Genomic DNA, 24,465 nt, shown 5'->3' with positions numbered 1-24,465 from the left:
CGACAGCTCCTTCCCCGAAAAACAACGCAAGGAGTGTAAGAACTGGCCGCTGGCGGTATTATCCAAACTTCGACAGCTTATCCATCAAATCGGACAATCTATGGCCTGGCTCGCCGCCGACACGTCTTTCGATCCCGACCGCCTGCCGGCACCGGTCATCGGCATCGCTGCCCAGCTCGGCGACCACGATTCCGGCCTGCACCGGCACCGACGCGGGCAACTGCTGTTTACCCAGCAGGGCTGCAGCCGCATTACCCTGGACAACCAGCTGTGCCTGCTACCGCCCACCCGCGCCGCGTGGATTCCCTGCGGCGTGCCCCATCGCGCACAGATGCATAACACCGTCGACTACCGTTCGGTCTACATGAGCCCGGCCCTGGCGGATCAATTGCCGCAACACGTGCGGGTGATCGAGGTGAGTGCCTTGCTGCGCGCGGTGCTGGAACCGATGGCGATGGCGCCCTTCGACAGCGATTGGCAAACCGGTCGTTACGCCCATCTGTTGGCGCTGTGTCTGGACGAAATCCAGGCAGCCGCCGAGCAACCGATGCTGCTGCCCTTACCCCGGGACAAACGCCTGGCACCGTTGCTGGCCCATCTGGACTGCTTGCCGCCAACGCTGCAAAACCTGGAAACACAACTGGGCGCCAGCGCCAAGACCATCGGCCGCATCTTCCGGCGGGAAACCGGCCTGGGGTATCAACAATGGCGCCAACAGTGGCGGCTGATGCGGCTGATCGAATTGCTCGCCAGCGGGCGCAACCTGGGCTATTGCGCGTTCGAGCTGGGCTTTGCCAGTGACAGCGCCTTGATCGCCTTCTTCAAGGGCATGACCGGCACCACGCCACGCGGTTATTTCAAGGCCGACTGAAGGCTTACGTGGGCATCTTGCGAAAGCCCACCGCCAGGCGGTTCCAGCTGTTGATGGTGGCGATAGCCACACTCAGATCGAACTGTTCCTGGGCGCTGAACTCGGCGGCGAGTAGGTTGTAGTCTTCATCTGCGGCGTGGGTCTGGCTGACCAGGGTCAGGCTTTCGGCCCAGGCCAGCGCGGCGCGTTCACGCGGGGTGAAGAACGGCGTTTCACGCCAGGCCGACAGGGTGTAGAGGCGGCGCTCGGTTTCACCGCCCTTGCGCGCATCGGCGGTGTGCATGTCGAGGCAGAAGGCGCAGCCGTTGATTTGCGACACGCGCAGGCGCACCAGTTCCAGCAGCGGCAGTTCGATGGACAATTTGCCCACAGCCGTTTCCAGGGCGCGCATGGCGTTCATGCCATCCGGGGAGGCGGTGTAGAAATCGATACGGGGTTGCATGGTAGAGCTCCGGAACACTGGGAATGGGTGGCCAGGTTAGTCAGCGGAGCGCTCAGGAGAAATAGCCAATTTCGGCAAAGATCAGGTAGCCAATGTGCGCATGGGCTCAGCCCGGCAACGGAATCACGCGCAACGGCCGCACCGACTTGTAGGAAAAGCTCGAGTAAATCTCTTTGACGCACGGCAACGTCTGCAACACCTCGCGCGCGAATTCGCCAAACGACTCCAGGTCCTTCGCCACCACCTCCAGCAGGAAGTCATAGCGCCCCGAGACGTTATGGCAGGCCACGATTTGCGGAATGTCCAACAAGCGCTGCTCGAACGCCCGCGCGACCTCCTGGGTGTGGCTCTCCATCATGATGCTGACAAACGCCGTCACCCCATACCCGAGTGCCTTGGGCGATAGGATCGCCTGGTAACCGCTGATCACCCCGCTTTCTTCCAGGTTCCTGACCCGCCGCCAGCAGGGTGAGGTGGTCAGGGATACGCGCTCGGCGAGTTCGGCCACGGTCAAGCGGGCGTTGCCTTGCAGCGCGTTTAAAAGGGCCTTGTCGGTGCGATCCAGGCTGACGGGCATAACGTGCCTCTAATCATTATTTTTAGGGAGGTTTCATCCCATAACGCGGGTTTTGTCAGCAAATATTGCAAAGTTCAGCTGTGGTTATGAGCATAGCATTGTAGGAAATAAGGAGTGTCCGACATGAACAATAAACACAATGCATTCGGCTTTTCCACCCGCGCCATCCACCACGGTTATGACCCCAAGGACCACCACGGCGCCCTCGTACCGCCGATCTACCTCTGCGCCACGTTCGCCTTCCCCACCGCCGAATACGGCGCCGCGTGTTTTGCCGGTGAACAAAGCGGGCACTTCTACACGCGTATTTCCAACCCAACCCTGGCCCTGCTGGAAGCGCGCATGGCCAGCCTGGAAAACGGCGCGGCCGCCGTCGCCTTCAGCTCCGGCATGGGCGCGATTGCCGCCACCTTCTGGACCCTGCTGCGCCCCGGCGATGAGGTGATCGTCAGCCAGACGCTCTACGGCTGCACCTTCGCGCTGCTGCACCATGGCATCGCCGAATTCGGCATCAAGGTGCGCCATGTCGACCTCACCGACCTGGACGCGCTGCACGCCGCGCTATCCCCGGCCACGCGCATGATCTACTGCGAAACCCCGGCCAACCCCACCCTGCAACTGGTCGATATCGCCGCCGTGGCGGCGCTTGCGCACCAGCAGCCCAACGTCATCGTGGTGGTCGACAACACCTACTGCACGCCCTACCTGCAACGGCCGCTGGACCTGGGCGCCGATGTGGTCGTGCATTCAGCCACCAAGTACCTCAGCGGGCATGGCGACATCACCGCCGGCATTGCGGTGAGCAACCAGGCACTGGCGCAGCGCATTCGCCTGCAAGGGCTCAAAGACCTCACCGGCGCGGTCATGTCGCCGCAGGACGCGTCGCTGCTGATGCGCGGCCTCAAGACCCTGGCGCTGCGTATGGACCGCCATTGCAGCAACGCCCAGGCGGTGGCCGAAGCCTTGCAGGCGCACCCGGCGGTGGAACGCGTGACGTACCCGGGGCTGCGCTCATTCCCCCAGTACGAACTGGCGGCGCGGCAAATGCGCATGTCCGGCGGGATGATTGCCTTCGAGCTCAAAGGCGGGATCGCGGCCGGCCGGCGCTTCATGAACGCGCTCAAGCTGTTCAGCCGCGCAGTCAGCCTGGGCGATGCCGAATCCCTGGCCCAACACCCGGCGAGCATGACCCACTCCACCTACACCCCGCAGGAGCGGGCAGCGCACGGGATCAGCGAAGGGTTGGTACGTTTGTCGGTCGGGCTGGAGGACATCGCCGACCTGCTGGCGGACGTGCAGCAGGCGTTGGCCAAGTGCACGCGGGCTGCACCGCGTGCGGCGCAGGTGGTTGAGCATGCGATGAAATAGCCCTCAGTCCACTGCCACGGAGGCCTCGCCGCAGGCCCCCGTTTGTGGCACCAAGTGAATATCCACACGACGGTTCGCGGCGCGTCCAGCTTCGGTTTCATTGCTGGCAATCGGCTGACTGGCCGCGAAGCCTTGGACGGCAAAGCAACTGTCGGCAATGTCGCCCATGCGCTGCATCCAGTCGCGCACGGCAGCGGCGCGGGCATGGGACAGCGCCAGGTTCTGTTCGACGGAACCGGTCGCATCCGTATGCCCGGCGATCACGATCAGCCAGCCGGGCTGGGCTTTGATGTTGACCAGGGCATTGATCAGCACCTTGGCCGAGCCCGGCTTGAGCGTGGCACTGCCGGCATCGAACAGCGACAGGCTGTCCAGTCGAACCGGCTCGGACATAAGCGGTTCACTGCCCGGACCTGACAGCCACATGCGCCATCCGAACCCCGAGAGCACAACGACGATCAGCGCCCCGACCAGCCACCACAGGCCAATGCGAGACCTGCGCGGCGCCATTTTGGGGGGCGGCAGAATCACCACGGGGGTCACCAACGCCGGCGCCATCAACCTGACCGGCGCGAGCCGCGTTTCGCCCGACGCGGGGCTCTGCTCCAGGCGCTGGATCAGGCCGCCGACCTGATAACGCAGGGCTTGCAGCGATTGCAGAGGGCTGTCTAGATGAGTACGCAAACCCACCTGCAAGCGCGCCAGTTCGATGTCCAATTGAACCAACGCGGCCACACTGTAGGCGTTCACCACCACGCTGCGCAGCAGCAGTTGCAGTTGGTCGAACAACCATCCCAGCAAGTCCAGGCGCGCCGACGCCATCGGCGGCCACAGGCGCGCCCACTCGCCGCCCAGCGCCTCGATCAACGCCACACCTTGCGTGATGCCCTCCACCCCATGACGCTGGCCGCGGGCCAAGGTGTAAAAGCACGCGCTGTGCAACTCCGCGCCGTTTTGCTGGAACAGCGCAAGGCAGCCTTGCTCGACCTTGGCCCAGTCCACATCCGGGCAAGCGGGATGGCTGAGCTTGGCCAACTCATCGCGCAAAGCGTTGAACTCACTGAAACCGCGCGGATCACCGCCGACTTGAATACGCATCTCAAACAACGCCGTCATCGGGCTTCCCTTCCGTTATCGGTTCAACGCTTCGACAGGTAATGCTGTCGCTTCAAGTGCCGCACCAGCACCTTGCCCTCGGGTGTCAGGCGGGTGCCGAAGTTCACGCGCTGCCCATCCTTCAATTGCAGGTCCAAGGCATACTCCAGATGACCCGGCAGCGCCTGGGGCAGCAGTTCGATGGTGATTGCCGCCAGACGCGGTTCGTACTTGAGCAGCGTGTCGGTCATGGTGCCAATCAAGTCATGGGCCGTGGCAGGCAGCCCTTGCAGGATCAGGCCCATGTCCGGCAACCCATAATCCGGCAGATGGCTGAGCGAGCCCGCTCGGCTGTTGAGGATGCGCTGCAGGTTGTCCAGCACGGAGAGCGTGTGCTGATCCGCCTCGCTGACCCGCTGCAAGTCCAACTCACCGTCGAAATTGTGCAGCAGGCGTTCGTAGAGCGATGGGCTGTACTCGGTCATGGCTCAGTCCTTCGCCAGCGGGCGCAGGGTCAAGCGGTTATCGCCCAGTTCGATCACCCGCGCGCGATCCGGCTCGAGGTCGTCACGCGTCAGCGTCAGGCGCCAAGTGTCCTGCCGGGTATCGGGGTCGCGAAACAGCGCCACCAGCGTGACAAATTGCGCGTCCTTGTGCATCGGCACATTCAGTTGCGCGCCCTCCTCCGGTTTCACCACCACCGAGCGCTTGTCCAGCAACGCACCCGCGAGCAAGCGCTCGTCATCGTCCAGCAAGCCTTCATAGGTCGCCAGCGCCGCGGCCTTGTTGTCGCGCAATTGGTAAACCCGCACCAGGGTCGGCACCGACAAGGCACGCATGTCCGTGGCATCGGTGTTCAGCGCCGTGCGCGCGCTGAAATCCAGGTGCAGGGTGTTGACCTGCTTGTAGAAGATCGCCTTGGCGGTGGATGCCGTGCCATCCGCCACGGTCTGGGCCAACCCACAACCGCCCAGCGGTAGCATGAATGCCGCTAGCATCATGAGATTAAAAACGGTACGCGACATGCTGTGTCTCCCTGTTGCGTGGGTTAATCGAAAGGCCTTGGTAGCGACCCAGGTTGATCGTCAGGGTGGCGTGCTCGGTCGCCCGCCAGGCGGCGCCTCCCAAGCCCAGCACGCCGGTCATGCCGAGCCGAATGGCCGCCTGCCCCAACACCGGCGCAGGCAGGCTGTGCAGCGGCAGAGACAAGCGCAGTTTCGCCGTGCAACGCCACCCCAGGTACATGCGCAACAGCACCCGCAGGTCGCGCTGTAACTGGCCGTCGGGGAGCCAGCCACGGGCTTCCTGCGCGTGCTCGGTATAGAGCGTCAGTCCGAGTTGGCTGTTGGCGTCGTGGCCGACACGGCCCAGCGGCGTGCCCTGGGACAAGCTCACCGGACGTTGCCGGGAAAGGCTGGCCGGCGCCGGCAGCGCAATGGTTTGCGGCCAATGCGGGGTCACCTGCACCCGGGTGTTGGGGGCGAGCAATGTGACCAATGCGGCGATGCCTTCAGCATTACGCGTGGGCAGGCGCATCACACTGAGCAAGGCCAGAAAGCGCGAGACCGGCGTGCCGACCTGTTGCGCGGTGCCGGGAATGCCCAGGCCGATCAAGCCCAACAGGCACTGCGAGGTGGCATCGGTGCCGCCCGCTTCGAACGTCGCCGGGTAGGAGTATTTGCGCCAGATCCGGTAGAACTGGGTGAAGATCCGGTGATTGAAAATATCCAGGAAGGCTTCCAGCGCCGCATGCCCTTCCCGACGCTGCGCGATGTCGTCCAGATACACGGTCGGCATCGGCGAATCGACGCCGTACAACCCGAGCAAGCGGGTGCGCACCGTCGCCGCACGCTCCGGGTGTGCTTCATCGATTTCAATCGACTTCAACTCGCCGGCCGGAAAGCCCATGCCCGGATCGGGCCGAAAGCGCACGGCGTCATCCGCCGGGTGCGCGGTACTGCCCAAGGGTGGGTGACCGGGCAAGGCCTGTTCCAGCAACTGGCAAAAACGCTGCAGATTGGCCTCGGCCACCTGCCCTTGCAAGGCGTCCAGCAAACCGCTGGTTTTCAGCCGGGAATACGCTGACTGTGATTCTCGTTCCATCGCAGGCACTTTCCAGTAGGTTGCAGGATCAGCGTGAGCTGGGTGTACAAATGAATGTCGGCATACAAGGCGAAGAAGCGATTGAGCATCTCGCCGAACAGGCTGATGTCGCCTTCCCCTGAAAAACCATTGGCATCGAGGGTGATTTCGATATCCACCCCGCGTAGCAAAAAGCCTTTCTCGAAACGCTGGACCACGTGATGACGGACCTCGACGATCGCTGCCAGACGACGACGGTTGAGCTCGCTGCCCGTCCAGTCGTACAGAGCCAATGTGCCGCGCAACACTTCGGCGTTGTCGAGCATCGGCAGGAAGTTCGAGCCCAGGTGGCTCAGGACCCGCCAGTGAAAGCGGTCGCGGTTCGGTGGGTAGCATGGCAAGCTCGGCGCGCACAGGTTGCGCACGCGCAAACCGGTCTGGGTGGTTTGCACCAGCGTATCGAGCAACGTGCTTTGCAGCGCCTTGCGCGGCAACTGGCCGTGGGTGCCGGTCAGGCGCAACGACAGGCTTTCGCTGTTGCGCAGGCGGTCCTTATCGAAGCCGTCACCGCCCAGGATCAGCCAGGTGTCATGCAGCCCCGTGGCAGAGCGCTTTAAACGGGTATGAAAATATCGCTCGGGAGCCTCGTCGCGCAGCATGCCGCCCTTATGGCGAAAGCTGCTGAACGGCACGTAGTCATGGCGCACGGCGTTTTTTGACGAGGTGACCTGATCGACCGAATAAATTTCAGTATGCCCGTCCTGCAAGCGCATTGGCCGTAGCAGGTAGTCGGTTTGTAACGGCGCCAGCGTCAGCGGGTCAGCCTCCAGCGCAAACAGATTGATCACCGGCACGGCATGCAGGCGAATGTGTTCGCTGCTCACACTGAGTTCCTTTGGCCATGCGTCACGCAGCACCACGTCCAGTTCGAACCAAGGCATATCGGCGCTGATGCTCAAATGTTCCAGACCACAGAGGGTGACGAACATGAATTTCTCGCGAAAGGTGAAGTACTCCAGCAGCAACTGATAACCGCTGAACGCACTGTCACCCTTGGGCCACAGCCGATCCTCGTCAGCAAACCCCTTGGGCGCAAAATGGCCGTCCAATACCTGGCGCTCGTGCTGCTCCGGCAGGCGCACGTACAACGCCTGGGTGTTCAGCGTCAGCGCATGGTGCAAGGCGCTGGCCAGCGGTGCATCGGCACTCAGGTAAAGCGGCAGGCGGCTTAGTTCGATCTGGCTCCAGTCCGTCAACGCGCCGCAGGCAAAGCGCAGGCGCAACAGCGAGCGACCGTCCGGCTCGTAGGCCAGTCGCACCGACTCCAGGGCCAGCGGCTGCAACGTCAGATCCTGAGTGGTGGTGTAACGACAACGGGTGCGTTGCGGACCAATGGGTTGGGATAACACCTCGAACCCCTTGCCGACCAACTCGCTACGTTTCATCTGCGCGAGCTCAGGGACAAGCTCGACAACCGACAGCGACGGAATGGTGCGCAAATAGTGAGGCCACAACAGGCTGACCAGCCCCTCGGTCAACTCCGGTAAATCATCGTCGAGCTTCTCGCGCAGGCGTCCCATCAAGAACGCAAAGCCTTCGAACAGGCGCTCCACATAGGGGTCTTGCGCGCCCGGTTTGTCCAGGTTGAGCTGGGCCGCCCGATCCGGGAACGCTTCGGCGAATTCCTTGCCGGCTTCGCGCAGGTAACGCATTTCGGCGTCGTAGTAGCGCAGGGTTAAATTGTCCATGCTCACAGATAGATTCCTGATGAATGAGGGTTAGCCGCAGAGCACGGCGGCGCGTACCGGGTCGATGGCGACCAACGCCGCCAACAGCGCTTCGGTGCGCCGGGCGAGCGTGGGTTTGTCTGCATCGGTGCGCTGCGCTTTTTGACGCAAGAGCTTGAGCAGCCGGGCCTTGACCTCGAAATTCAGCTCCGGCTCCCAGCACGCCAGCGCGTGGTGCTGCGCGGTAGCGTCCAGTTCGGCCAATACGTGCATGGCCAAATCGCCCTTACCGTATTGCTCGGCGACACGCGCCATCAGCAGGCGCAGCAACCAGCGTTGGCGCCCGGTCTGCAGGCCCGGCCGGGCCGCCAGCCAACCGAGCGCCACGTCCACGCCCTCTCTGTCGGCCAGGGCCACCGCCTCGTCCTCCAGCGACAAGATCTCGGCATCGCTCGTGGTCAGCACCGCCTTCGGTGCCGGTAGCCATTGCTGCATGCGGTTGCCACTGACGTGCTGGGTGATCCAGTCGCGGGTTGTCTCATCGGCGAAGGGCGTGCCGTCGTTCCAGTGCAACAGTTCCAGCCCGGGCAAGCGTTCGAGGAACATACCCAAGTCACGCTTGATGATGTCCGCCCAGCCGTCTTGTGGTGCGGGTTGTTTGCTCAGCGCCTGGTACAAGTACCACTGCAAATCCAGCCAGAAGTGGTTCACGCTCTCGGCGTACATTCGTTCGACCTGATCGAGTAATTCAGTCCAGCGTTGTTGCAGGTAAAGGCGCTTGAGCTGCGCCCGATAATCACCTCGGGGAGATGCCAGCCGCGTATTGCCGCTGGCTTCCTCAGGCGGCACCTGGTGTACCGTGTCCCAGCGCAAACTTTTCATCAGCCGATGCGCCGCCAGCCAGCCCTGAGGCTGCTCGCGTAGATAGCCGGCCAACGCCCTACCGCTGTCCAGCAAGTCGCGCCCAGACTTGATGGCCGTGGCGCTCGGCGCCGCCGTCTGCACAGTCGATTCGTGACTGGCGCTGTGCTGCGGCACGAGCGCATCAACCCCTCCGGACTGCGTCAATCGAGCGGACAACGCGCCGTACAGCGCACCGAGTGCCGGGCGCTGATCTTGCGGCCAGGCCTCAAGCCCACGCGCCAGCCAGGCCAGCGCCGCCGCCGTGCGCTCGGCTTCGCTGCGCACCACTTCGGGGTACAGCGACAGACTGTCCAGCACCTTGCCGCTGGCCAGCCATTCCAGCGCCATCTTGCGGCTATTGGGCCGCGACGGCAGCACATCGGCGGCGAAACGTTCCACCAACGCGGCGAGCAAACTGAGGCCATCAGCCAACCCCGCCTCCCCGTCCTTCTGCACGCGCGCCCACAGGTAATACGTAGCGACACGCAGGTCTTTGCAGGTGTGGATCAGCAGCTGTTCTGCCAGTTGAACCACCCGCTCGGCATCCGCACCGGAGAGCTTGTTGACCTCCTCGCGCATGCGTTGGAAGTCATCGTCATAGCCTGGGTCTTCGCCTACAGGCGAGTCTGCGCTGATCGGTTGAAGCCACGTCTGCCAGCGCTCGGCTTGGCTGCGGGCCAAGGCCAAGGGGTCGCGCTCGCCCAGACAATGGGTGATCAAGGTGTACAGGCTCATTCAAAAACCCCGCTCTGCGCATACGGCACTTGCGCGGTGCCTTGGGTGAGGAAGATCTGTGGCGGCAACGTGAAGTGACGCAGCTTGAGCAAGGCCAGAGGCCCCGCGCCCAGTTCGGTGCGCAGGTTCCACGTCAGGTTCAAACCATCGGGGGCCTTGAGGACCATGCGGTAGCGGCTGTCGCCGTCGTCCAGGGCGGTGATTCGAGCTTTTTCCAGCAAGCGGATCAGGCCCCAAGTCCCCTGGTAATCACCGAACAGGCGCTCGCCGGCATGGAGGCTGGTCCAGCTCAGGCTGGCGCCCGGATGGTCACCGCGCCCAGGCCAATTGAAACGCTGCCAACGCTCTTTCTGGTTGAAATACTGATGGTGTTCGCCATTGAGGATGAAGGTGGTTTGCACGACATCTCGCACCGGTTTGCCTTGAAGCTCGAAGCTCAAACCCACGCCGCCGTCGGTATAGATCACGTCGGACAGATGGCTCAGTTGGTTAATCGCCGCCAGAAACTGCGGATTAATCCGCAACCCCTGGCTATGGCGCGGGTCGGCGACCCAGCGGCTACCTTCCTTGCGCAGCACACCGCTCAGTTGGCTGCGTAAAAACTGCTCGATACGCCCAGAGTCGGCGCGAATCATCTGCCCCAGCATCGGCAACGAGGAATCGCTGGCGGTTTGCGCGAACGGATAGCGCCCAGCAAAAGCACTCTGCCAATCACCAACGATTGAGCGTTGCCACTGACTATTGAGCCCGGCAGCCGAGGGTTGCAACACCCGTTGCCACGCTTCATCTAAAGGCTGCACAAAAAGCGTATGGCCGACCCCATTCCACTCTGCTCCCAGGCTGGCCGCAATCAGGCTGCCGTAGGACTGCGTGTCTGTCAGGTCGACGCTCTTGCCTTGAAACACGGTTTGCGCCAAGGCCTGGGTCATTTCCTGCGGATCAGGCGCATTGCTGACTTGCTGTAATTTCAGGCGCAGCCTGGTGACGCGGGTCAGGAACGCCTGCAGGCTCAACCGGTCATTATCGGCCTTGCCCTCGGGGTCTTTGCCGAGCAGGCTCAATAACGGCCCGAAAGTCGCCTCCAGCGGACTGAGCGGCGTTTGTGCCAGTTGATCAATCATCGGCCCATTGTCCTTGGCGATCAGCTTTTGCGCGGACTGTAACAACGAGTCGGCCAGGGCCTGGTTGCGAGTGCCGGCCTGCCCTTGATAGGCCAGCGTGTTCATCAGGGCAATCAGCGGCGATTGGCGCACATCAGTCATCAAGGTCAGTTGGTCGATCACATCGCCCAAGCTATTGGCTGGGTTCCAGCGCAGGCTGTTGAGAAAGCCCAGCCAGGCACTGGCGTAATCCTGGAAGTAACGCTCGGTAAGCCGCTCTCTGAGTTCATCCGGGGTCAGCTCAGCGGCGATATCGGTCTGGTTGTCGCTGAGCACCCAGTCGATTTCTTCGCGGCGCGCGTCGGCGATCGCATCGATGGCTTGGCGCACCTGGCCCTCCCAGGCCTGGCGGGTGAACACGCCCGGTACACTGGCTTCGGTATAGAACAGCGCCAGAACATCGGTTTCACCCACCATGTTTTGCACGCTTAGCGCTGGGTATTGATTGGCCGCTGTGTCGAGGACCTGCTGGTAAAGACTGGTTTCTGCATTGCGCTGGCCCAACAGCCCAAGCAGAACCTGTCGGGCCTGAGCAACCAGCCTCGGGTCAGCGTTGATAGCCCAGGCCGGGTGCGCCGCCAAGTGCTCGCCATAGAACTGCCACAGGTTAGGCGCCAGACTTTGCCAAAGTCCCGGCGATACACCGTCGCGCACCGGCTCGGCGTTGCGCAGGGCTTTGGTCAGGAAGGTGGCGTCGGCTTTTTGCGGGCGCGCCATCATCAGGTAAGCCTTCAGTTGCTCGTAGGCAGACTGGGCTCGCGCTGCCCGTTGCTCGCTGCCCACAGGCAGGCTGATCAACGCGTTTAGCTGTCGTCGTAAATTGTCCGCCGCCGGGTCACGGATCAGGCGGTTGTTGGCTTCGACGTAGCGTGGCCACACCGTTTCAAGCAGCGCTGGGGTTTGATTCAGGCCGAAGCGCTGGTACCAAGGAGCGCCGTGTTCGGCGCGGTAATCCAGACGCGCCAGTTCGCGCATCAGATCGTTGAGTGCGCTGAGTTGCTCGTCGCTACTGCCCGTCTGCTGCAATGCCGCCAACGAACTTTGCACCTGGGCGATTTGCGCACGGTTGCTGACAAACGAGAGCAACAATCCGGCGCCCCATAACGTCGCCAAACCCAACACCAGCGCATAGCCAACGCGCGGCACGCTCCAGCCCAGCCGGCGGCCACTGGCGTTATCGCCGAGTACGCCGTGCCACACCGGGGCAACCGACCACTCCTGTTGTTGATCATGCGGCGAGCGCTGTACCGGCAGGCTGAACCACACCCCACGCAGCGGCACACCCTGGGCAAAGTCGCTACCCAGCGGCGCCAGCGTCTGACACCAGCGGGCGATGCCCTCGCCCTGTAAATCCCGGGACAGGCGCAGCAGAAAATCATGCTTCATCACACCGTTCATCTGCGCCAAGCCCTCGCGCCGCAAAGGCTCCAGCAAGCGCGTCAGCGCGGTTTCCAATCCCGCTGCCGTGAAACGCTCGGGCAACCGGCAACCCACCGGCTGCGCCTTGCGAGTGTCCTGCGCCCATGTACTGTCGCAGACCTGCCAGAGGTATAACGGCAACTGCCAGTGCAGGTCACGGGCAAGGCGCTGCACCTGGCGTACACCTTTGCCCATCGCGGCATCGTCGGCGGCCTGGGTTTTGTTCAACGCCCAAACCACCCCGTCCAGCGCACGCCTGCGGCTCAGCCCACTCCAGTGCTTAGGGAATGATTGATCCAGCGCGGCCTGGGCACTGCCACCCCACAGCAGGACTGTGCCTTGGCCTTCGAGCCATTGCTGATTAGCCAGTGTGGGGGCGATGGCTTCGATTTCGGTGGGTTCGCCGATGACGAGAAGCAGGCGGATTTTGTGGCGCCAGAAGAGGCCGTAGTGCTTGCGCAGGCCTTGAATTATCTCTGCCAGGTCCGGCTGTCCATCGGGTTCGGCGGGAGGGGGCACTGGCAACAACCGGGAACCGAGCACTAACTTGCGGATGCCCTTTTGGACAATCTGCCAGGCCACCAGCGCCATGCCGAACAACAATGCCCACAGAAATATGCCTTTAAGCACGACATCCCGCATCACGGCACGGCTGAGAAGCCTAGGCTCCATCAACAACCACCAGATCGCGGCCCCCGCAGCGACAAGTACCGCCAGAATCACAGCGAGCAATAACGCCGTCTTCCCAGAGGATATTTTCGGAGATTCAACTATTTGAGTCATCGGGTTCCACAACTCCAAGGGCCAGGGTGTGATGAGGGTCGTTCGCCAACCAGGCGCAAGGCACCTGATGTAGCTCGGCGTACCAGGCAGCCAGGGTTTGTACGACCATGGCCTGTAGATGCTCCAGGGCGCCAAAGTTGGCGTCTTGCACGTGCTGCTTAGTGTTCCAGCCAGCGGCAGGCAACTCAGGCACAGTTGGCTGAGCGAACGACACGCACACGTCAGTGGGGGCGATTAGTTCGCGCTGCTGCAGAGCACGCTTAGCGACCGTAGAGAGTTGCTCGGTATCAGCCGAAAACCATTCGCCGCGAGAAAAACGCACAGCGCCTTCAGGGCCGAATAACCAGAGCACCGCCGCCTCTCCTGCCGGCAAAGGATTTTCCTGCTGGATAGTCGAGGATTGGCAACCGGCGCAGAGGACGCAGGCCGTTGCGGGAGCGCCCTGCAATTGGTCAATAACCGAATCCAGGGTACGAATACCCTCCCAAGGTTCTGGCTGTTCAGGCAGTTGAACCGGGGGAGAACACAGCGCCATTTGTTCGGCAAATGCTTGCCATGCCGACAGCGAACCCTGCCAGTAGCAACGTAGCGGCTGCGCGGCTGAGTGTTCATCACGCTGTCGGTGCCACTGTAGTGCGAGCAAAATCGCTAAATTGCGCTCACGTTCGGCGACATCATTTCCAAACACCTGAACAAGATGAATCGCTCGCCCTTCAAGCGTTGCCTGCGGCGCGGGTGGCTGGTGGTCTGAGCTGAATAGCAGTAGCCCCTGTTCCGGCGTGGTGCATGGCGCGGATACCAGCACGGACTCGACCAGCCCGACATGCTGCCGATGGTGCATCCACCACGCCTGGCTGACCTGTTCGGCTGCCTCGTGATAACGCTGTGCGTTATGCCGATTGAGGCGAAAGTACAACACGCGCAACAGCAATGCCAACAACCAGACCAGTGATGCAAAGGCCACAGCGGTAACCGCCACATGCGGTTCAATGACCGATCGCAACACCACGCCCACACCGACCAAAACAACCAGCAAGGTCACTCCGCTGACCATCCAGCGTGAGTACACCGGGGCTGGAACCAAGGGATAAGTGGCAAACGCAGGCGCGGTATTCAATAGGCCACCTGCGTGTCCGGCATTGAGCTGACCAGCGTGCATCCGCATTTACAGCGGTGGCCATGCAGCGCCGCCGGCCGGCCGTCGATGTGCAGCAGGTCGGTGCCTTCGGCGATCTCGGTGCGACCGTGCAGGTTGCAGCGCACGGCGTCGCCCTGACAGGCCATCGGCTTACCATGACACTCGTAATGCCCCTCCAGCACTTCGCCGCCAAATTCTTCCAACGTGTCTCCTTGACGAATCAACGGCTTCATCACCGCACCTCCCGATTAAGACCGCACATTACTTCGGACATGACTGAGGCTCCGGCAAGTGCAGCGGGGTTTTGATCGGGTATTCGGGGCTGCCATAGGCGTAGCAGGAGGTGGTGACCTGGAGTTCATCACAGGGCAGGAAATGTACGGTTAGGCCGCAGACTTTTTGGCCGGTGTAGTCGGGGATGGGGACTAGTTTGCTGTGTTGGCGTTTTTGGGCATTCGCCTTCTTCTTCCAGGCTAAATACTTTGGCCAATCTCCGAAACCGGGGAACTCATCAGCGAGTTCACTCACTGCGCTAGCACCTGTTTCCCAGTCAATACGCACAGTCATACCTGGGCTCCACCGCGAAGGAGCGACGTAACAGCAACCACCACCGCCACCCTGATACGCACCGATGATGTCGATACCCGATCGACCATCGACACTAAAGCGGTTGATCGCCCAGTGAGTGTGATTAATTGCTTCAAGGGTGCTGGCATGAGCGCTCTGCACTAGCACAGCCCCACCCAGCCCGCAGAGGGCACCTATCAGTACTCGATAGGAAATAGAGTTCGACACGGGTTTTACTCCTGTTGCAGAGCATCGAAAGACGGGGTCAGGCTGGCGCATTGCTCACCTCGCTGACCTTGGCGTAATAGGCGTCCCAGTGCGCCTCGATGGCTTGCTGAGCCTCGGCCATACGTTGTGCATCCATGACGGGGAATTGAGCGGCAACGGAAAGTCCCGAGCTTGGCAAAGGCGTGAGCCCGGCGAGCATCGTCGCTTTCACTTCAGGATTAAGCGCAAGCTCTCTTCTGCTGGCTTCGCCGAAAAACACCATGCGCTCACGGAAATAGCTGCCCATCCACTCGCGCCCCATTGAATAAAGAAACCAGGCGCGGGAATCGTGAACCTGATCATCCAGCAGCGCTCGCAACAGCCCCGCAGGCTGCGAGGCGTTGCTGGTTTCGTCTACCGGACCCCGGGTATTTTCGTTTGGATGATTGTGCTGACCGGCTGGCGGCGGAAACAGCTGACTTACCCTGGCCCGCCCCGCCGCTTTCATCTGTCGGCACTCGACGCGTGCGTCAGCGGTGATGATGCGCAACACCGCCACGGGCGGAGCGTTAGCCGGTAATACTCGACTCAGGTTGGAGGCCAGGTGATCGGGGTCGCGGTAGGCGGCACCAAACTCCTCGGCGGCTTCGCGCAGTTGGGTTTGCCCCATGTCCGCGTCGAAATCCTTAACGCCAGGCTCCGGTGTTTTTGGCTGCGCTTGGCCACTTCGCTCAAGGGCGAGTTGCACCTTGCGCTTTGATTTAATCGTTGCCTGTTTCTCGTTGCGATCCGACTCCGCTTTTTTACGTACTGCCGGATCGGCTTCGGTATCGCTAGCCTCAAGGTAGAACGATTTCTGCTTCAGGCTGGCGAAGGCATAGCGGTCGATGCGCCAGGCAGTGATCCAGCCCAACTGGGTGCGTGCGGCCTGTTCTAGCGTGGTGGTGGTCGCGAGGGGCTGGTAGCGTTCAATTTGTTCGATGGGCAGAGGGTGGGAAACATGGGGCAGGCCCAGGGTCATCTGGCGCCAGGCGTTGAAGCGGTTGACCAAGCTTGGCGCAGCAATAAACTCGCGTACCAACTCAGGCTCCATCGCCCGCCAGTACTCACTGCGCAACCCAACAGGTATAACCTCCTCCGGCACCTTTAGGGGCGCGCCATAAGCGTAGGCGTCGGCATATAAATCATTCAGAGCAATCTGCGAGAGCAGAAGTGCGTCCCCTACCCGGGCATCTTCGCTGAAAGCCTTCCCCTGATCCCCAGGCGGATACCCTCCGCCCAAATCCGAGTGCACCCCCGGATAGATCACTTCCACACTGTTCACCGGATAACTGCCACTCCCGCGGCGAATCGACTCCAGCGGAAAACACAGACGCTGCTCAAAACCCGCCGCAAGATGCAGGCAACGCTTGACCAGCCCACCACCGGGAAGTTCCTGATTACCATCGGCCCAGGCCATATGCCCATCTGCTCCTGGCATAATATCGGCAATGCCCACCGAGGCCACGGTGTCCAGTAACCCCAGGTACTCCACACTCAGCGGGACTTCCAGATCGTCCAGTTTAAGGAACGGTCGGTAACGCATCAGCTCATTCAACCAACTGACAAAGGCCCGCGCCGCCGACGCGCCACGGGAAAAGCCAAAAACATACAACTTGATGCCCAACAGTTTCGACGAGCCGGGGTTTGGCTGTGCCAGCGCCAGGCGCAGCGGCTTTTCAATCGCCTTGAGCTGCTTGCTGAACACTGCGGCACGGTTGGCTTGGCCCTTGATAAATTCCAGCCCTGGCAACGTGCCCATGGCGCCGACCGCCGCCTTCAGGCCCGCGTTGTCCTGTCGAGGCAAACCTAGCGTGCGCCGCAGGGCATCGATAAGCATCAGCAGTCCCCAGTTGATCCGCTCTTCGCCGAACCAGGCGCCCGCCAGCCCGACAGCGGTGAAATCCAGGTCGCCCACCTCCGCAAACGGCGTGCCGACGCCGGGCATGTAGTACTTGAAGTACTGGCCATTGCCGGTGCCCGTCGCATCGGTCAAACGCTTGGCCTTGTCACTGTGCCCGGTGCCACCGGCATACCCATCCCCGACGGTGGCGCGAAACAGCCGGGCGATATTGGTCGGGTGCGGCTTATTGGCTATGTACAGGTCATCATTCAGATTATTACCGGTACCATCGAAGAACAGGCTGATGTGCAACGTCTTGCAGCACGGTGGCGTGACCCGATAACCGGCCGCCAGGCACAGGGCATCCTGGTAGCCCCGCTCCTGCTCGCACTGGCGCAGGATATTTTGTTGGACCTGTTCAACGCGTCGAGGCAAGCGCCCCTCCACAGGAAACGCCGGTGGGAGCCAGACACTGGCATGTTTCACTTCGGACATGACTTGGGCTCCGGCAAGTGCAGCGGGGTCTTGATCGGGTATTCAGGGCTGCCGTAGGCATAACAGGAGGTGGTGACCTGGAGGGCATCGCAGGGCAGGAAATGCACGGTTAGGCCACAAACTTTTTGGCCGGTATAGTCGGGGACCGGCACTAACTTCGTATGTCGACGTTTTTGCGCATCTATCTTTTCAATCCATGCTAAATACTTATCCCAATCTCCAGTTCCGGGATATCCCTTTGAACTACCAGCTCCTGTTTCCCAATCAACGCGGACGGTCATTCCCAGCTGCCAGCGCGACGGAGCGACGTAACAGCAACCTCCCCCGCCCCCCTGATACGGACCGATGATGTCGATACCCGATCGACCGTCGACACTAAAGCGGTTGATCGCCCAGTGGGTGTGGTTAATGGCTTCAAGGGTGCTGGCCAGGGCGCTTTGCGCGAGCAATGCGCCAACAAGGGCTCCGAGCAGGGCGAGGCGATACCTGCCGTCCGTGGGTCTGGGCATAACGTTCATTTCCTGTCTTCGCTGGTCTGGGTCGCGCAGGCGTTACGTAACCTGTCGAGGGTGTGGGCTTCACGCTGGGAATTGAGTAACAACCCGGCCTGGGTGGCATCGAGCATTGCCGCGTAGCACGCCTGAAAGCGCTGTTCGGCACGCCACGCGGATGGCAACGCATCGGCAAGACTCACCATCGCCACCGTGGCATCACTTGCGCAGCTAAGCGTTTCCAGTTGGCTGTCGCTCAGTTCGATAGGGGTAAAATCCTCCGGCAACTCGGGCGTATCGGCCGTACCCGCAAGCCGTTTGGGAGAGCCGTCGCGATCCAGCCAGCTCCAGAAAACCGCGGGGCGTAACAACGGTTGCTGTTGCTGGGGTTCAAGCACATGGCTAAACAGCAACGGGAACAGCCGCGGGTCGTAATAACGCAACAACCCCAGGTACCCGCCGTTGCGCACTTCCAGGCACCGACCGAGGTGCTCAGCCAAAGCCTGGAAGGGCCAGAGCGACCCCAGCACCAACAATTGCGAGCGGCCATTCAGCGCTTGCACGAGGCCAACCAGCCACTGGCGTTGCAGGGGCTGCGCCAAATCGACACGGACCAGCAACGGTGCCAATTCGTCGGCACCCGCCTCCGGCAACCCGGTGAATAGTGAATACCAAGGCAGTGCGGGCTCGACGCTGAGAACACTGGGCAGTAATGGGGAGTCGCTGCCGGCCTGATCAATGATGATATCCAGGCACGTAACGGAGACTTGTGAGCAGGAAACTTCCAGCAGTTCTATCCAGGTATTGCGAGGAACAGCGCTCATGCTTGTGCGCCCCTGGGTACGAAGCCCTGGGCCGCGGCCTGCGCCTTTTTCAGGCACTCCTTGCACACCGAGCTGGGCAATTGAGGTAACGGGAATTCCTCACTGGTTCCTGGATTCAGCCGATGCTTGCCCTTAATGCTGATCAACCCCGGACCATGAATCTGGATCTCGCCTTGGGGCGTAATGCGGATATAGCCGCCTCCACACCCCAGGGTGATGCCATTCTTCGCCGTCAGTTGCAGATGCCCCTGTACGGTCTGCAGGGTGATGTCTTGCTGGGCAATCAGCTTCATCACGTCGCCGTGAGATTCGATTTCCAGCGGCCCCTTGCCGGACACCAGGCGCATGCCTTCCTGCTGGGCAAGCAGGGAAATGGCCTGATTCGCGTGGACAGACAGCCGTTGAGCGGCGGCCAGGTTGATCTCGTCGTTGCTTTGCACGTACATCGCGTTGCCGCTTTTGAGCAGCAAGCATTCTGGGGTTACGGCGCCAATGCCCTTGGGCGCACTGAGTAGGATGGCCGAGGCGTTCAGGTCTTTGGCGTTGTCCTGGAACTGTTGCAGCCCATCGATGGCTGGCTTGCGGCTGTGGTGAGACTGGGCGATTGCCTGCCAATCCGCGATTTGTTGTTTGGCTCCCGCGACCAGATCGGTGGCGGGCGCCATGGTGAGCACATCACCAGAGGCCTTGGCCTGTGTATCCGTACTGATGAACAACCCTTTGCCTGCGCGAATGCTTCCCCAAGCATCTGTACGCAGCTCAAATCCTTCGCCACGTTTTTTACGCTTGGCATCCACCAGATGCCCTAGGTTGAGCTGGCTCTTACCACTGTGCTCAGTACTGACCTTGATATGCTCCTGCCCCCGCGTGTCATCCATGCGCAGCTTGTTATTCGCCGGAGTACGCAGCACGTTGCGTTTGTAATTGCGCAAAGTCACATGATCAACGTGTTGGCTGTCGTGCAACGCGTGCGCGATGTAAGGCCGGTCCGGGTCGCCCTGTTCAAAGGCGATGGCGACTTCGGTGCCGGGAATCAACGGCAGGTGCAGGCCGTGGGTATCCCCGGCGTAGGGTCGGGCCAGGCGTAGCCAGAGGCTTTCTTCACCGGGTTTCCAGGCGTCGCGGTCGAACAGGAAATTGACCTTGTAGCGCCCTTCGATGTCGATGTGCCCGTAGGGGTCATGCGCCTGCGGGCTGGTGACGCGGGCCGGGACGGTGCCGGCGATTTGCGGTTTGTCTTGTAACTCCGGGCGAAAGCACACCGTTTCCGAGTAGGGAATGGCCTCAAACGTCACTTCGTAACTGGCGTCGCGAGCGGCGCGGCTGATCAGTTGGGTGATCACCGCACCAGGGGCGAAAGCCTGTGGCGCGCCGCCGGATATTTTAAGTACCTGCCCAGGAGCAAGGGTTGCGCTGCTGCTGACGCCGCTGAGTCGCGTTTGGCCGTTGAGGTAACGCTCGTGACGCAGCCGGGCGTAGAAGTAGCCGCTTTCGCTTTGCAGGTCTTCGTCATGGGCGTAGCGATCGCCCATGACGGTGTAGGGTTCGGCGTAGTGATAAGCCTCGCCATAGGTGCCGTTGGCGCCGCGAGTTTGGTCGATGTCACCGTTCAGGTGAGCGTTGGCCACGCGGTGATGGTAGGTGCGGATATTGACGTGCTGTTCCACCACGTGGTGGCTCGATTGCAGGGCCCACACGCCGTCCTGCCCACTGCTGCTGAGCCCGGATTGCGGGCGGTAGGCCAACGCCACGTCAAACTGGTAGTGACGCTGGTCATCGTGAAATTCCACCACGTCGATATTCAGGCGTTCGTCGCTGGTGAAGCGGTACCAGATGCCGACGTCGGCCAGCAGGCGCGAGATGAAGGCCAGATCGCTCTCGCCATACTGCATAACCTGTTCGCGTTTGGGGTATTCACGCACCAGGCTGAAAAGGAAGTCCTGGCCTTCAAAATCGTGGCGGCTGCGCAGGATGCTTTCGACGATCTGCGGTACCGATTGATGCTGGTAGATGCGAAATTGTCGGCCTTGGCCGAGTAGAGCCAGGTGCGGTTGCAGGGTGATTTCGTAGCGGGCTTCATCAGCGGAGCCGGACAGGCGTTTGAAACCGGTGACTACGCCGTGCAGGGTACGCAGCGGTTTGATCTCGGGCGCGCTGAAGCCCAAGGCCGGTGGTTTTTGCGGTGGGGCGTGCAGGCTGAAACGGGCGGCCTGGCCGAGCAGGGTTTCGGCGCCTAGGTCACGTTCGGTGCTGGTGAACTCTATGCGATAGGTGAAGGGTTGGCTCAAGCCCTCTTTGCCCTCAAAGGCCAGGACGTCAAGCAGTGCATCAACGTCGCGCACGCTGAGTGTGTGCCGGCTGTGGTCGTAGAAGCTGCGCAGTTGGTTGAGCATGTTCAGGCCTCCATCGCAGCGGGCGAAACAGCGTCTTGGGCGTCGATAAAATGCAGGACAATCCCTTCTTCAGTGCTGTAGCCCAAGGTCACGCCAAAAGTTTTCTGCCGGGCGGCTTGGCGTTGCAGCAACTGCTGACTGAGGACCGGCAGAATCTGCTGGTGGAGCAGGCTGTCGATGTTGCGCGCGCCTGTGTCGGGCAGCAGGCACGCCGCAACCAGCGCCTCGTTGAGGGCAGTGTCGACCTGACAATCCAATCCGTAATGACGCTGCAAGCGCTTGGCAACGTGGGCGAGTTTTATGGCGACGATACGTTGGAGGGCGTCGGCTTGAAGCGGGCGGTAAATCAGGGTTTGGAAACGAGCCAATAAGGCTGGCTGGAAGTGTTCGCGCAGGATCGGGCGCAGCAACGCGTGCAAGGTGCTGTCGGATGCGTCGGGGAACTCTTGCAGGCAAGTTTGAAGTTCATCGCTGCCAAGGTTGGAAGTCATGAGGATGACGGTGTTGCGAAAGTCGATTTCCCGACCCTCGCCATCGCGCATACAGCCCCGATCAAAGACCTGGTAAAAAATATTGAGAACGTCGCGGTGCGCCTTCTCGACTTCATCGAGCAGCACCACGCTGTAGGGGCGTTGACGCACGGCTTCGGTGAGCACGCCGCCCTGACCGTAACCGACGTAGCCGGGAGGTGAGCCTTTGAGCTGGCTGACGGTATGGGCTTCCTGATATTCCGAGAGGTTAATGGTGATCAGCGATTTTTCGCCGCCGAACAGCGTGTCGGCCAGGGCCAGCGCCGTTTCGGTTTTGCCGACGCCGCTAGTGCCGACCAGCAAAAATACGCCCAGCGGGGCTTTTTCATCTGTCAGGCCGGTCCTAGCTGCGCGTAGGCGTTGGGCCAAAGCGCTGAGCGCAGGGTCCTGGCCGATCACTTGCTCACCCAGTTGGTATTCCAGCTCAAGCAGGTTGGCTTGTTCGTCCTTGAGTAAGCTGCCCAGCGGTACGCCGGTCCAGTCAGCGATGACTTCGGCCACACTGCGCGCATCGACGTCGAGGGACAGCAGTGGCTGGTTGCCCTGGGCGTTGCTCAGTTGTTGTTGCAATTGCAGGCAGACGGTCCTTTGTGCTGGTTCTGCCTGACGGGCATCGCGCAATTGCTGGGTAAGCTCGAGTTCGTTGCGGTATTGCGCCTCAAGCCCGACTAGCTGGCGGTGCAACTCGGCGTGCTGCGCGTCGATGATCGCCAGGCGCTCGCTGGCGGGGCTGCCGCTCAGTTGCTGGTCTTCTTCCAGGGCCTGGCGTTCCAGCTCGAGGGCCGTCTGCTGGGCCTTAAGGCGCACCAGCGCTTGCGGCTCGCAGTCCAAGCTCATGCGTGCCCGTGCACTGGCGGTGTCGAGCAGGTCGATGGCTTTGTCGGGGAGTTCGCGGCCGGTCAGGTAGCGCCGTGAAAGCGTCACCGCTGCTTGTACCGCCGCGTCCTGGATGTGCACGCCGTGATGGCTGGCGTAGCGCGCCTTGAGGCCGCGCAGCATCAGGCAGGCGTTGGCGTCGTCCGGCTCGTCGACCTTGACCATCTGGAAGCGTCGTTCCAAAGCGGCATCGCGTTCAAAATACTGTTTGTATTCACCCCAAGTCGTAGCGGCGACCGTGCGTAACTCGCCACGCGCCAGGGCCGGCTTGAGCAAGTTGGCGGCGTCCGCACCACCCGCCTGGTTACCAGCGCCAATCAGTGTGTGGGCTTCATCGATAAACAGCAGCACCGGATGCGGCGACAGTTGCACGGCCTCGATGACGTTTTTCAGGCGTTGTTCGAATTCGCCTTTGACCCCGGCGCCCGCTTGCAACAAACCCAGGTCAAGGGTGCGTAAGGCGACCTGCTTGAGGCTGTCGGGGACATTGCCCTCTACGATGCGTAACGCGAGACCTTCAACCAAAGCGGTTTTGCCGACGCCGGGCTCCCCCACCAGGATCGGGTTGTTCTTGCGCCGACGGCTGAGAATATCGATCACCTGACGGATCTCATCGTCACGACCAAACACCGGGTCGATCTGCCCCGCCCGCGCCTTGGCAGTAACGTCGTGGGTGAATTTGTCCAAGATGACTTTCAGGGCATCCGGTTCATCGGTGCCGGATAAAGCGGGCAGCTCAGTGTGGTCCCGTGCCGCTTCTTGCTGCGCTTGCGCACGTTCTTCGGAGCGCTGGTCGAGCAACACCAATAACCGCTGTAACTGGGCATCGCTGATACTAAGCAGCGGCCAAGTGGCGTCGCACACCAGCAGGCTCGGAGTTTCCAGCAGCGCACCGAGCAAATGCGCCGAGCGCAGGATCTCGTTATTGCCATCCAGGGATGCCAGCAGCCAAGCATTCTTGATCAGTTGTTGCAGCTTGCCGCACAGCTGTGGCTTGTTTTGCACGCTGCGCGGCAGGGTGTCCAGGTGGTCGATCAGGCCGCGCCAGAGTGCATCCATATCCCATTCGTAGCGACGGCCGATAAGGGTCAGGTCGCCCTCGCCTTGCTCCAGCAACTTGAGCAGCCAGTGTTCGATGGTGACCTGCGCGTGGGCACGGCTTTGGCACAACGTAGCCGCTGCACTCAACGCCTGGGTGCAATAAGGGTTGAGACGGCGAAGCAAGCGCGTGGAATGTTGGGCCATACGGTTACATCCTTGTTCGGTGATGGTGGTGTGTCATCGTTAACGCCAGCTACGGGTTTGAAACTCGATGTGTTTGGCTGAACGCCCGCGAACGGACGCTCAACCCAGCACACCGGGAGCCAGCAGGCAAAGGCCCACCTGCTGCTCCATACGTATCAAGCGCTTTGGCGTTCATTCCATGAATCGGAGTGGATGATGTTGCCGTCCTTGTAGGTCCAGGTGACCTTCTCGTAACGCAACTCCACCTGCTCGAGGTGGTTGTGCTTCTCTTTGCTCGGGTCTTTGACGTCGTGCATTTTCGGCGCGACTTTCACGACTTTGACGTCTTCGAGTTTGGTGATGAAGTACTCGACCTCCTGCCCCGCATCGTCGATGCGGTACCACTTGAACTCAGCACTCTTGAGCGTTTGCCCGGTGGTGACCGCCTTGTAGAGATAGGGGCTGGACGCATCGATTTCCTTGGAAAACAGAAACGGTGTGTGAACCCGCGTACCGGTCAATTTCCCGGTGTTATTGTCGGTGGGGATGTACAGACTGTGATCCTGGGCAACCACCTCGATGCTGCCCTCGCGTTGTTGCACGTTCACCGAACCCTTGATAGTTGCGCCGCCGTCGTCTTGCAGCCAGAGGTAAACGGGAATTGCCATGTGAAGCT

At 61.4% G+C, this 24,465-nt stretch carries 20 protein-coding genes; 2 read left to right on the top strand and 18 right to left on the bottom strand.

From position 1 onward, the window contains the following. The first annotated feature begins 100 nt into the window (after positions 1–100). Complete coding sequence (locus P3S72_RS13870; protein WP_276197767.1) at positions 101–871, top strand: helix-turn-helix transcriptional regulator; 771 nt, start codon at positions 101–103, stop codon at positions 869–871. 4 nt (positions 872–875) lie between these two features. Here the strand turns inward: P3S72_RS13870 and P3S72_RS13865 are convergent, their stop codons facing one another. Further along, a complete protein-coding gene (locus P3S72_RS13865) occupies positions 876–1,313 on the bottom strand; it encodes a carboxymuconolactone decarboxylase family protein (protein WP_276197766.1) in 438 nt (145 codons plus the stop codon). Positions 1,314–1,419: 106 nt separating this feature from the next. Then, entirely contained in the window at positions 1,420–1,890 is a 471-nt protein-coding gene (locus P3S72_RS13860) for an Lrp/AsnC family transcriptional regulator (RefSeq protein ID WP_247403316.1), read from the bottom strand. A gap of 123 nt (positions 1,891–2,013) precedes the next feature. Here P3S72_RS13860 and P3S72_RS13855 point away from each other — a divergent pair, with 123 nt between their 5' ends. Continuing rightward, positions 2,014–3,258 (top strand): methionine gamma-lyase, encoded by a 1,245-nt coding sequence (locus tag P3S72_RS13855; protein WP_276197765.1) that lies wholly within the window; start codon positions 2,014–2,016, stop codon positions 3,256–3,258. Between the two features lie 3 nt (positions 3,259–3,261). Here P3S72_RS13855 and P3S72_RS13850 read toward each other — a convergent pair whose 3' ends face one another. The 16 genes from P3S72_RS13850 to P3S72_RS13775 form a co-directional block, all read right to left on the bottom strand. After that, a complete protein-coding gene (locus P3S72_RS13850; RefSeq protein ID WP_276197764.1) occupies positions 3,262–4,374 on the bottom strand; it encodes an OmpA family protein in 1,113 nt (370 codons plus the stop codon). Between the two features lie 23 nt (positions 4,375–4,397). Then, complete coding sequence (gene tssE, locus P3S72_RS13845; RefSeq protein ID WP_247403325.1) at positions 4,398–4,838, bottom strand: type VI secretion system baseplate subunit TssE; 441 nt, start codon at positions 4,836–4,838, stop codon at positions 4,398–4,400. Between the two features lie 3 nt (positions 4,839–4,841). Beyond that, positions 4,842–5,378, bottom strand: a complete 537-nt coding sequence (gene tssJ / locus P3S72_RS13840; protein WP_276197763.1) for a type VI secretion system lipoprotein TssJ — start codon at positions 5,376–5,378, stop codon at positions 4,842–4,844. Then, a complete protein-coding gene (gene tssG / locus P3S72_RS13835; protein ID WP_276197762.1) occupies positions 5,359–6,456 on the bottom strand; it encodes a type VI secretion system baseplate subunit TssG in 1,098 nt (365 codons plus the stop codon). The genes tssJ and tssG overlap by 20 nt, the downstream gene beginning before the upstream one ends. Next, positions 6,420–8,189, bottom strand: coding sequence for a type VI secretion system baseplate subunit TssF (gene tssF, locus P3S72_RS13830; RefSeq protein ID WP_276197761.1), 1,770 nt, complete (start codon positions 8,187–8,189; stop codon positions 6,420–6,422). Before tssF ends, tssG begins: the two co-directional genes overlap by 37 nt. A gap of 24 nt (positions 8,190–8,213) precedes the next feature. Beyond that, the gene (gene tssA, locus P3S72_RS13825) at positions 8,214–9,800 is read right to left on the bottom strand and encodes a type VI secretion system protein TssA (protein WP_276197760.1); all 1,587 of its coding nucleotides are present in this window, start codon (positions 9,798–9,800) and stop codon (positions 8,214–8,216) included. Beyond that, the gene (locus P3S72_RS13820) at positions 9,797–13,111 is read right to left on the bottom strand and encodes an ImcF-related family protein (protein WP_276197759.1); all 3,315 of its coding nucleotides are present in this window, start codon (positions 13,109–13,111) and stop codon (positions 9,797–9,799) included. The genes tssA and P3S72_RS13820 overlap by 4 nt, the downstream gene beginning before the upstream one ends. A gap of 34 nt (positions 13,112–13,145) precedes the next feature. Beyond that, positions 13,146–14,204 (bottom strand): hypothetical protein, encoded by a 1,059-nt coding sequence (locus tag P3S72_RS13815; protein WP_276197758.1) that lies wholly within the window; start codon positions 14,202–14,204, stop codon positions 13,146–13,148. 71 nt (positions 14,205–14,275) lie between these two features. Then, on the bottom strand, positions 14,276–14,533 hold the full coding sequence (locus P3S72_RS13810) for a PAAR domain-containing protein (protein ID WP_276197757.1): 258 nt from the start codon (positions 14,531–14,533) through the stop codon (positions 14,276–14,278). Positions 14,534–14,561: 28 nt separating this feature from the next. Beyond that, positions 14,562–15,095: a DUF3304 domain-containing protein gene (locus P3S72_RS13805; protein ID WP_276197756.1), complete on the bottom strand. Its 534-nt coding sequence runs from the start codon at positions 15,093–15,095 to the stop codon at positions 14,562–14,564. A 37-nt stretch (positions 15,096–15,132) separates the two neighbouring features. Next, positions 15,133–17,268 carry a DUF2235 domain-containing protein gene (locus P3S72_RS13800; RefSeq protein ID WP_276197755.1) on the bottom strand — a complete coding sequence of 712 codons (2,136 nt, stop codon included), beginning with the start codon at positions 17,266–17,268 and terminating at the stop codon, positions 15,133–15,135. A gap of 170 nt (positions 17,269–17,438) precedes the next feature. Then, positions 17,439–17,969, bottom strand: coding sequence for a DUF3304 domain-containing protein (locus P3S72_RS13795; RefSeq protein ID WP_276197754.1), 531 nt, complete (start codon positions 17,967–17,969; stop codon positions 17,439–17,441). Beyond that, on the bottom strand, positions 17,966–18,766 hold the full coding sequence (locus P3S72_RS13790) for a DUF4123 domain-containing protein (RefSeq protein ID WP_276197753.1): 801 nt from the start codon (positions 18,764–18,766) through the stop codon (positions 17,966–17,968). The genes P3S72_RS13795 and P3S72_RS13790 overlap by 4 nt, the downstream gene beginning before the upstream one ends. After that, entirely contained in the window at positions 18,763–21,159 is a 2,397-nt protein-coding gene (gene vgrG, locus P3S72_RS13785) for a type VI secretion system Vgr family protein (protein WP_276197752.1), read from the bottom strand. Before vgrG ends, P3S72_RS13790 begins: the two co-directional genes overlap by 4 nt. A gap of 2 nt (positions 21,160–21,161) precedes the next feature. Then, complete coding sequence (gene tssH / locus P3S72_RS13780) at positions 21,162–23,810, bottom strand: type VI secretion system ATPase TssH (RefSeq protein ID WP_276197751.1); 2,649 nt, start codon at positions 23,808–23,810, stop codon at positions 21,162–21,164. A 155-nt stretch (positions 23,811–23,965) separates the two neighbouring features. After that, a complete protein-coding gene (locus tag P3S72_RS13775; protein WP_276197750.1) occupies positions 23,966–24,457 on the bottom strand; it encodes an Hcp family type VI secretion system effector in 492 nt (163 codons plus the stop codon). Positions 24,458–24,465 lie beyond the last annotated feature (8 nt).

Source organism: Pseudomonas sp. D3 (assembly GCF_029320995.1).
Classification (GTDB): domain Bacteria; phylum Pseudomonadota; class Gammaproteobacteria; order Pseudomonadales; family Pseudomonadaceae; genus Aquipseudomonas; species Aquipseudomonas paraveronii.
This window is presented reverse-complemented; position numbering and strand designations above follow the sequence as displayed.

Excerpts from the sequence above, each read along its gene's own strand:
- P3S72_RS13870 (WP_276197767.1), top strand. The coding sequence starts at position 101 with ATGGCCTGGCTCGCCGCCGACACGTCTTTCGATCCCGACCGCCTGCCG.
- P3S72_RS13865 (WP_276197766.1), bottom strand. The coding sequence starts at position 1,313 with ATGCAACCCCGTATCGATTTCTACACCGCCTCCCCGGATGGCATGAAC.
- P3S72_RS13860 (WP_247403316.1), bottom strand. The coding sequence starts at position 1,890 with ATGCCCGTCAGCCTGGATCGCACCGACAAGGCCCTTTTAAACGCGCTG.
- P3S72_RS13855 (WP_276197765.1), top strand. The coding sequence starts at position 2,014 with ATGAACAATAAACACAATGCATTCGGCTTTTCCACCCGCGCCATCCAC.
- P3S72_RS13850 (WP_276197764.1), bottom strand. The coding sequence starts at position 4,374 with ATGACGGCGTTGTTTGAGATGCGTATTCAAGTCGGCGGTGATCCGCGC.
- tssE (WP_247403325.1), bottom strand. The coding sequence starts at position 4,838 with ATGACCGAGTACAGCCCATCGCTCTACGAACGCCTGCTGCACAATTTC.
- tssJ (WP_276197763.1), bottom strand. The coding sequence starts at position 5,378 with ATGTCGCGTACCGTTTTTAATCTCATGATGCTAGCGGCATTCATGCTA.
- tssG (WP_276197762.1), bottom strand. The coding sequence starts at position 6,456 with ATGGAACGAGAATCACAGTCAGCGTATTCCCGGCTGAAAACCAGCGGT.
- tssA (WP_276197760.1), bottom strand. The coding sequence starts at position 9,800 with ATGAGCCTGTACACCTTGATCACCCATTGTCTGGGCGAGCGCGACCCC.
- P3S72_RS13810 (WP_276197757.1), bottom strand. The coding sequence starts at position 14,533 with ATGAAGCCGTTGATTCGTCAAGGAGACACGTTGGAAGAATTTGGCGGC.
- P3S72_RS13795 (WP_276197754.1), bottom strand. The coding sequence starts at position 17,969 with ATGAACGTTATGCCCAGACCCACGGACGGCAGGTATCGCCTCGCCCTG.
- P3S72_RS13790 (WP_276197753.1), bottom strand. The coding sequence starts at position 18,766 with ATGAGCGCTGTTCCTCGCAATACCTGGATAGAACTGCTGGAAGTTTCC.
- vgrG (WP_276197752.1), bottom strand. The coding sequence starts at position 21,159 with ATGCTCAACCAACTGCGCAGCTTCTACGACCACAGCCGGCACACACTC.
- tssH (WP_276197751.1), bottom strand. The coding sequence starts at position 23,810 with ATGGCCCAACATTCCACGCGCTTGCTTCGCCGTCTCAACCCTTATTGC.
- P3S72_RS13775 (WP_276197750.1), bottom strand. The coding sequence starts at position 24,457 with ATGGCAATTCCCGTTTACCTCTGGCTGCAAGACGACGGCGGCGCAACT.